Origin of the sequence: Streptomyces graminofaciens, assembly GCF_030294945.1 — a bacterium.
Lineage (GTDB): Bacteria > Actinomycetota > Actinomycetes > Streptomycetales > Streptomycetaceae > Streptomyces > Streptomyces graminofaciens.
Map to the genome: position 1 here is coordinate 7,709,163 of NZ_AP018448.1, position 8,338 is coordinate 7,717,500.

The following is an 8,338-nucleotide window of genomic DNA, read 5'->3' on the forward strand; positions in this document are numbered from 1 at the left end:
CCGCATTTCGGACAAGGTGTCCATCCCCTGGATGACCGGCGTACGCTCGAGTTCAGTCATAACTCTCCGAAAGAGCGAGGCGAGCGACGATGCCCGAGCTGAGGTCCCGCACAGTCACCCACGGCCGCAACATGGCGGGCGCCCGCGCCCTTATGCGCGCCTCCGGTGTACCGGGCGCGGACATCGGCCGCAAGCCGATCATCGCGGTGGCGAACTCCTTCACCGAGTTCGTGCCGGGCCACACCCACCTCCAGCCGGTCGGCCGGATCGTGAGCGAGGCGATCCGCGAGGCCGGCGGCATCCCGCGCGAGTTCAACACGATCGCCGTGGACGACGGCATCGCGATGGGCCACGGCGGCATGCTGTACAGCCTGCCCTCCCGCGACCTGATCGCGGACAGCGTGGAGTACATGGTCGAGGCGCACTGCGCCGACGCCCTGATCTGCATCTCCAACTGCGACAAGATCACCCCGGGCATGCTGAACGCGGCCCTGCGCCTGAACATCCCGACGGTCTTCGTCTCCGGCGGCCCCATGGAGTCCGGCCGCGCCACCCTCGTCGACGGCACGGTCCGTACGCTCGACCTGGTCGACGCGATGTCCGAGGCCGTGAACGAGAAGATCTCGGACGAGGACATCCTCCGTATCGAGGAGAACGCCTGTCCGACCTGCGGCAGCTGTTCCGGCATGTTCACCGCCAACTCGATGAACTGCCTGACCGAGGCCATCGGCCTCTCCCTCCCGGGCAACGGCTCGGTCCTCGCCACCCACACGGCCCGCAAGGCGCTGTACGAGGACGCCGCCCGTACGGTCATGGACATCACCCGCCGCTACTACGAGCAGGACGACGAGACGGTCCTGCCGCGCGCCATCGCGAGCTTCGCGGCCTTCGAGAACGCCATGGCCCTCGACATCGCCATGGGCGGCTCGACCAACACGATCCTGCACCTGCTGGCCGCCGCCCAGGAGGCGGGCGTCCCCTTCGGCCTGGGTGAGATCGACGCGGTCTCGCGCCGCGTGCCCTGCCTGGCCAAGGTCGCGCCGAACGTCGCCAAGGACCGCACGTACTACATGGAGGACGTGCACCGCGCCGGCGGCATCCCCGCCCTGCTGGGCGAACTGCACCGCGCGGGCCTGCTCAACGAGGACGTGAACTCCGTCCACAGCCCCTCCCTCGCCGACTGGCTGAAGACCTGGGACGTGCGCGGCGGCTCCCCGTCCCCGGAGGCCGTCGAGCTGTGGCACGCGGCCCCCGGCTGCGTCCGCACCGCCGAGGCATTCTCCACCTCCGAGCGCTGGGACACCCTGGACGAGGACGCCGAGGGCGGCTGCATCCGCTCCGCCGAGCACGCGTACTCCAAGGACGGCGGCCTCGCGGTCCTCAAGGGCAACCTGGCGGTCGACGGCTGCGTGGTGAAGACGGCCGGCGTCGACGAGTCGATCTGGACGTTCGAGGGCCCTGCGGTCGTCTGCGAGTCGCAGGAGGAGGCCGTCCAGAAGATCCTGCTGAAGGAGATCAAGGAGGGCGACGTCGTCGTCATCCGCTACGAGGGCCCCAAGGGCGGCCCCGGCATGCAGGAGATGCTCTACCCGACCTCGTACCTGAAGGGCCGGGGCCTCGGTAAGTCCTGCGCGCTGATCACCGACGGCCGTTTCTCGGGCGGCACCTCCGGCCTCTCCATCGGCCACGCCTCGCCCGAGGCGGCCGGCGGCGGCACGATCGCCCTCGTCGAGGACGGCGACCGCATCCGCATCGACATCCCGAACCGCTCGATCGAGCTGCTGGTAGACGACGCGGAGCTGGCCCGCCGCGACCAGGCCCTGAACGGCGTCTACGCCCCCAAGAACCGCGAGCGCAAGGTCTCCGCCGCGCTGCGCGCCTACGCCGCGATGGCGACCAGCGCGGACAAGGGCGCGGTGCGGGACGTGTCGAAGCTGGGCTGAGCTTTCTCAGGCCCGCGTGAGGGCCGCCCCCGGGAGTCGGGGGCGGCCCTCACGTATGCGCGTACCGGGTCACCAACCGGCCGGCCGCCCCCCGTCCACCCCGAACACCGTCCCGTCGGGCGCGCCCGAGCACACCCGGCCGTCCTCGACGAGCACGGGCTCGGGCAGTGACGGCGTGACCAGCTCCGAGGTGCCGAGCCGTGGCGGGGTCTCCCCGACGAGCTTCCCCTTGCCGGCGTCGACGGCGACCAGGCGCCCGTCCACCGCGGTGAAGTACACGTGCCGTGCGTCGGCGACCGGCGCCGAGCCGCGCAGCACCCCCGTCTCGATCCGCCACAGCTGCTTGCCCGCGGCCATGTCGACGGCCGCCAGCGAACCACCGTCGGCCAGCAGATAGACGATGTCGCCCCGCACCGCGGCACGCGCCTGCGGAAGCGCGACGGGCAGGCTCACCCGGTCCGTCTTCTCGGTCCGGGGGTCGTAGCGGACCACGGTCGCCGTGTTGCCGAAGGCCCCGCCGGCGGAGAGAAGGGTGAGGGCCCCGTCGTGGCTGCCGACCGGCTTGAGGCCGCCCTCCAGCCGTACGTCCCACCGCACGTCCCCGGTCTCCGGATCCACGGCGGTGACCCGCGTCCGCGCCCCCGACCCCTCCCCGGTCACCGTCGCCACGTACGCCGACCGGTCCCCGTCGAACGAGGTGAAGTACGCCTCCCGCTGCCCCGGGATCGGATGGCTCCACTTCGTGTCACCGGTGGCGCCGTCCACACCGGTGACCGTCCCGTCGGCGGCCGTCAGCAGGAGCGTCCCACCCGCGAACCGGGTGCTGCCGTACGCGGACAGGTCCTTCTCCCAGCGGACCTCGCCCGAGTCCGGGTCGAGGGCCTGCAACAGCCGGCCCGTGTCCGTCAGTACGTGCACGAGCCCGCCCGACCCGACGGGCGGCGCGCTCGACGCGTCGTCCGCGGTGACGGTGTGCCGCCACAGCACCGACCCGTCCGCCGGGTCGAGCGCGGAGACCAGCCCCGGCTGCGCACACAACAACTTCCCCGACCCGTACGAGCATTGGGGCGTGGACTGCTTCTTGCCCGCGGGCCTGGCGGTCCAGTCGTCGAGAACGGGCGACGCGGCCACCCCGCTCGACCGGGGCTCCGCCGCCTCGTGCCCGGAGTCCCCGCCCCCGAGGAACCGCACGGCGCCGAACGCCCCACCCGCGGTGAGCAGCAGCGCGGCGGCGGTGACGGCGACGCGCCGGCGCAGCCGCCGACGGGCCTCGCCGCCGCCCTGGCCCTCGGCCGGGTTGACGGACGAGGGCGGACCGGCGTCAGCGCGCCCCGGCTCCCCAGCGTCCCGGGCGCCCCACCCGTCTCCGGGCACCCGCTCCCGCTCCCGGTCTCGGTCCCGTTGACCGGCAATGAACGACTGGGTGTCGTACGAGGCGGCCACGGACCGCAGTTCGCGCATCAGCTCGTCGGCCGTGGGCCGGTCCTCGGGCTCCTTGGCGAGGCAGGCCTGGACGAGCGGCGCGAGGTTCTCCGGCACGCCGGTCAGATCCGGTTCGTCGTGGACGACCTGATACGCGACGACGTACGGGCTGTCGGAGTCGAACGGCCCACGCCCGGTGGCCGCGTGCACGGTCACCGAACCGAGGGCGAAGATGTCGGCGGCGGGCCCGACCTCCCTGGGCCGCCGGAACTGCTCGGGCGCCATGAACGGCGGCGTGCCTATCAGCTTCCCCGTCTCGGTCCGCAGCTCGCTGTCCTTCGGCCGGGAGATGCCGAAGTCGATGACCTTGGGCCCGTCCTCGGCGAGCAGGACGTTGCTCGGCTTGAGATCCCGGTGCACGACACCCGCGCGGTGGATGTCGCGCAGGGCCTCGGCGAGCCCGGCCATGAGCCGACGCAACTGCCCCGGCGCCATGGGCCCGTTCCGCTTCACATGCTCGGCGAGCGTGGGTCCCGGAATGAACAGGGTGGCCATCCAAGGCCGTTCCCCGTCTGTGTCGGCATCGACGACGGGCGCGGTGAACGCACCGCTGACCCTCCGCGCCGCGGCGACCTCCTGCCGAAACCGCCCTCTGAACTCGGGATCCTTGGCGAAGTCCGCATGCACGACCTTCACCGCGAGCCGCAACCCGGACGTGGAGGTGGCGAGATGGACGACGCCCATGCCGCCGGACCCCAGACACGACTCCAGACGGTACTGACCGGCGTACTCCGGAAGTTCCGCTTCCGAGCCCGACCCGGTGCCCCGCCGTGGTGCCATGGGCCCACCCCCGTGCTGTTCGGCCGCCCGCGCGACGCACGGAGCCTAGTCGATGACTCGTACGAGACAGAGGCGGCTTGCTAGCCTCGATGTGCGAAGAACGCACAGGTGTGCGTGAGTTGTTTCAGGGGTATCAAAGCGTTCCCCATGGCCGAACAACAGCCATGGGCTTCAAGCCTCCAAGGCGTCACGGCCAGGGGGCTTCACACGGGGGAGGATCTGTCATGTCTGTCGACAGCACGCAAAAAATCGAGAACACCGGCGGCGAGGGCGGCGAGTCCGCAGCGCCGGAGTCGGCATCGGTGGCGGCAGCCATCACGTACTACCCGGTCGCCCCGGGCGTCCGCCTCAACGTCCGCAGCGGCCCCGCCACCAGCTACGGCATAGTCCGCGTCCTGGCCGAGGGCGCCAGGGTCCCGATCTTCTGCCAGACCCCGGGCCAGACCATCTCCGGCCCCTACGGAACGACCAAGGTCTGGGACAACATCGGCGACGGCGAGTACATCTCGGACGCGTACGTCTACACGGGCAGCGACGGCTACGTGGCACCGCACTGCGGCTGAGGAAGTTCCCCGCGCCCCTCGACAGGGGCGCGGGAACGGTCAACACCCCCGCGGCGATAATCGTCGAGTGAGCGACACCATGAAGGACCAGAAGGACCAGAAGGACCAGAAGGACCAGAAGGACCAGAAGAGCCGGAAAGACCGGAAGGGCGACGAACCCGGCGCCACGGCCACCCCCAAGGGCCCCCGCCCCGAAGAGATCCGCTTCTTCGGGACGACCTGGCTGAACCGCGACGGCAACTACCCGACCCGCCGCGCGGCCGTCTCCGCCGGCTCCCTCGCCGCAGTGGTCGCCTCCTGCCTGGTGCTGCGCCTCGCCTACGAGGGTCTGCAGATCGCGGCCGTGGGCGACTTCGTCATGCTGATGGTCGTCATCATGTTCACGATCTGCGGCGCCCTTGCCTTCACCCACACCTGGGGCTCGTTCACAAAGCGCCCGGACCCCGCCCGCCAGTCCTCCCTGCGCGGCCTCCTCACCATCGGCTTCCTGGGCTCCCTCACCGCCTACTTCCTCCGCTCCCTCAAGGAGGCCCCGGGCGAGTCCCTGCACCGCGCGGAGCACGAGAAGGCGACCGAGGAGTACACCCGCCGCACGGCAAAGCGCACGGGCAACCCGGCGAAACGACGCCGTACGTAGTCGGAGGACTCCGAGTCCACCTGCGGTTCCGGCCGCGTGGCCTGTCCGCAGTTCCGGTCCGTCAGCTCGCCCGCGATTTCGGCTTCTTGGCCTCTCGGCTTCTTGGCCTCTCGGCCTCTCGGCCCGTCCGCCGTTACGGCCCTCAGTCCTCCCGCCGTTTAGGCCTCTCGCCCCCTCGCCCCCTCGGCCCCTGGGCCCCTCGGCCCATCCGGCGCTACGGTCCCTCAGTCCGTCCGGCCTTTCGATCTCTCGTTACGTCCGGCATTTCGCTCTTTCAGCCCGTCCGGCGTTTGAGGACGAGGCCGAAGGCCGATCAACCACCCACACACCCGCACCCGACCGACCCACCAGGCGAGGGCCCGGGGGCGGCAGTCCCCGAGGCTTGTCCGGGGTCGAAGGGGCAGAGCCCCTGGTGGATGGGAACGGGTAGGGGCGGCGGGGGCGAGAAATCCCTCGTCGGCGGCAGCGAAACACCCCGACGACGCCCCCGAGTACCCCACACGCCGCGTTCCCGACGCGGCCGGCACAACCCGCGCCCCCGCACGCAACCACCCCGCACCACCACACCTTGACGGCCCCACCCACCCGGAGCATTATTCATCGCATGATGAATTATCTGCCGGGGCAAGCCTCCCGCCCCCCTGACCAAGCGAACCCACCCACCCCCGCACCCACCCCCACCCCCGCCGTCCGAGCCGAGAACCTCACCGTCACCCGAGGCCCCCGAACCGTCCTCCACGCCCTCGACTTCGCCGTCCCACCGGGCCAGATCACCGGTCTCCTAGGCCCCTCCGGCTGCGGCAAGTCGACCCTGATGCGCTCGATCGTCGGCACCCAGGCCAAGGTCACCGGCACCCTGCAGGTCCTCGGCCACCCCGCCGGTGCCCCCACCCTCCGCTCCCGCATCGGCTACGTCACCCAGGCCCCCTCGGTCTACGACGACCTCACCGTCCGCCAGAACCTCGCCTACTTCGCCGCGATCCTCGACCCCGGCCGCGCCGCAGCCGACCGCCGCCACGAGAACGTCACCCGAGCCATCGCCGACGTGGACCTCACCTCCCGCGCCGACGCCCTCGCCGGCAATCTCTCCGGCGGCCAACGCAGCCGTGTCTCCCTCGCCGTCGCGCTCCTCGGCACCCCCGAACTCCTCGTCCTCGACGAACCCACGGTCGGCCTCGACCCCGTCCTCCGCCGCGACCTCTGGGCCCTCTTCCACACCATCGCCACCGAGCGCCGGGCCACCCTCCTGATCTCCTCCCACGTCATGGACGAGGCCGAGCGTTGCCACCGCCTCCTCCTGATGCGCGAGGGCGAGATCCTCGCCGATGACACCCCGGAGGCCCTGCGCACCCGCACTGACACGGACACGGTCGAGGCGGCCTTCCTCCACCTCGTCGACGAGGCGACAGCGACAGCCACACACCCGAAGGGCTCGACGCGATGACCACACCGAAGACAAAGACGACAAAGATGAAGACGGCACAGGCGGCACAGACGACACAGACGACCCCACCCCCCGAGCCCGAGACCCCCTCCGCCCCCCACCCCAGGGCGCTCAACTACTCCCGTACGACGGCCACGGCGACCCGAGTACTCCGCCAGCTCGGCCACGACCCCCGCACGATCGCCCTCCTGCTCCTCATCCCCTGCGTGATGCTGTTCCTGCTCCGCTATGTCTTCGACGGCAGCCCACGCACGTTCGACAGCATCGGCGCCTCTCTCCTCGGCATCTTCCCCCTGATCACGATGTTCCTGGTGACCTCCATCGCCACCCTGCGCGAACGCACCTCGGGCACCCTGGAACGCCTCCTCGCCATGCCCCTGGGCAAGGCCGACGTCATCGCCGGCTACGCCCTCGCCTTCGGCACCCTGGCGATCATCCAGTCCGCCCTCGCCACCGGCCTCGCCGTCTGGTTCCTCGACCTGGACGTCACCGGCTCCCCCTGGCTCCTCCTCGTCGTCGCCCTCCTCGACGCCCTGCTCGGCACCGCCCTCGGCCTCTTCGTCTCGGCGTTCGCCGCCTCCGAATTCCAAGCCGTCCAGTTCATGCCGGCCGTGATCTTCCCCCAGCTCCTCCTCTGCGGCCTCTTCACTCCCCGCGCCGACATGCACCCCGCCCTGGAAGCCATCTCCGACGTCCTCCCCATGTCCTACGCCGTCGACGGGATGAACGAGGTCCTCCTCCACACCGACATGACGGCCAACTTCATCCGAGACACCTCGATCGTCGCCGGCTGCGCCCTCCTGGTCCTGACCTTGGGAGCAGCAACCTTGAGGCGTCGAACAACGTGACCGACATGCAGCCCGTCCGGCGTTTGAGGACGAGGCCGTTCAGGCCGAAAGCGGGGGTCTGGGGGCAGCAGCCCCAGTGATGGGACGGGTAGGGGCGGCGGGGGCGAAACCTTCACGTCCGCGCCTCACCCACGCCCCTCACACCGGCCCAATCGAAGTCCGCCCACCGGACACCCGAGCCAACCCCACACACCCGATGCGAGGATGAACCCGGACGACGCAACCCCCGGAGGGCACCCGCACCATGACCCAGAAAGTCGCAGTCCTCGGCACCGGCAAGATCGGCGAGGCCCTGATCAGCGGCATGATCCGAGCCGGCTGGGCCCCCGCAGACCTCCTGGTCACCGCCCGCCGCCCCGAACGAGCCGAGGAACTCCGCACCCGCCACGGCGTCACCCCGGTCACCAACGCCGAGGCAGCCAAGACCGCCGACACCCTCATCCTCACGGTCAAGCCCCAGGACATGGCCACGCTCCTCGACGAACTCGCGCCGCACACCCCCGCCGACCGCCTGGTCATCAGCGGCGCGGCGGGCATCCCCACCTCCTTCTTCGAAGAGCGCCTGGCCGCAGGCACCCCCGTAGTCCGGGTCATGACGAACACCCCCGCCCTCGTCGACGAGGCCATGTCCGTCATCTCCC

The 8,338-nt window shown here is 70.9% G+C and carries 7 protein-coding genes (1 of these 7 running past the window's edge); 6 read left to right on the forward strand and 1 reads right to left on the reverse strand.

Annotated features, from left to right (window positions below; all coding sequences use genetic code 11):
• The first annotated feature begins 89 nt into the window (after positions 1–89).
• Positions 90–1,943 carry a dihydroxy-acid dehydratase gene (ilvD, locus tag SGFS_RS33825; protein WP_286255922.1) on the forward strand — a complete coding sequence of 618 codons (1,854 nt, stop codon included), beginning with the start codon at positions 90–92 and terminating at the stop codon, positions 1,941–1,943.
• A 69-nt stretch (positions 1,944–2,012) separates the two neighbouring features.
• Here the strand turns inward: ilvD and SGFS_RS33830 are convergent, their stop codons facing one another.
• A complete protein-coding gene (locus SGFS_RS33830) occupies positions 2,013–4,205 on the reverse strand; it encodes a serine/threonine-protein kinase (RefSeq protein ID WP_286255923.1) in 2,193 nt (730 codons plus the stop codon).
• A 224-nt stretch (positions 4,206–4,429) separates the two neighbouring features.
• Between SGFS_RS33830 and SGFS_RS33835 the strand changes: the two genes are divergently transcribed.
• From SGFS_RS33835 to proC, 5 genes are all read left to right on the forward strand, one after another.
• The gene (locus tag SGFS_RS33835; RefSeq protein WP_286255924.1) at positions 4,430–4,768 is read left to right on the forward strand and encodes an SH3 domain-containing protein; all 339 of its coding nucleotides are present in this window, start codon (positions 4,430–4,432) and stop codon (positions 4,766–4,768) included.
• A 67-nt stretch (positions 4,769–4,835) separates the two neighbouring features.
• Positions 4,836–5,405: an EamA/RhaT family transporter gene (locus tag SGFS_RS33840; protein ID WP_286255925.1), complete on the forward strand. Its 570-nt coding sequence runs from the start codon at positions 4,836–4,838 to the stop codon at positions 5,403–5,405.
• 607 nt (positions 5,406–6,012) lie between these two features.
• Positions 6,013–6,849: an ABC transporter ATP-binding protein gene (locus SGFS_RS33845; protein WP_434028225.1), complete on the forward strand. Its 837-nt coding sequence runs from the start codon at positions 6,013–6,015 to the stop codon at positions 6,847–6,849.
• Positions 6,846–7,697, forward strand: a complete 852-nt coding sequence (locus SGFS_RS33850; protein WP_286255927.1) for an ABC transporter permease — start codon at positions 6,846–6,848, stop codon at positions 7,695–7,697. Before SGFS_RS33845 ends, SGFS_RS33850 begins: the two co-directional genes overlap by 4 nt.
• A 244-nt stretch (positions 7,698–7,941) precedes the next feature.
• On the forward strand, positions 7,942–8,338 hold the 5' portion of the coding sequence (gene proC, locus SGFS_RS33855; RefSeq protein WP_286255929.1) for a pyrroline-5-carboxylate reductase. Its footprint extends 416 nt past the window's final position; the window shows 397 of its 813 coding nt (coding positions 1–397); the start codon lies at positions 7,942–7,944; its stop codon lies off the right edge, out of view.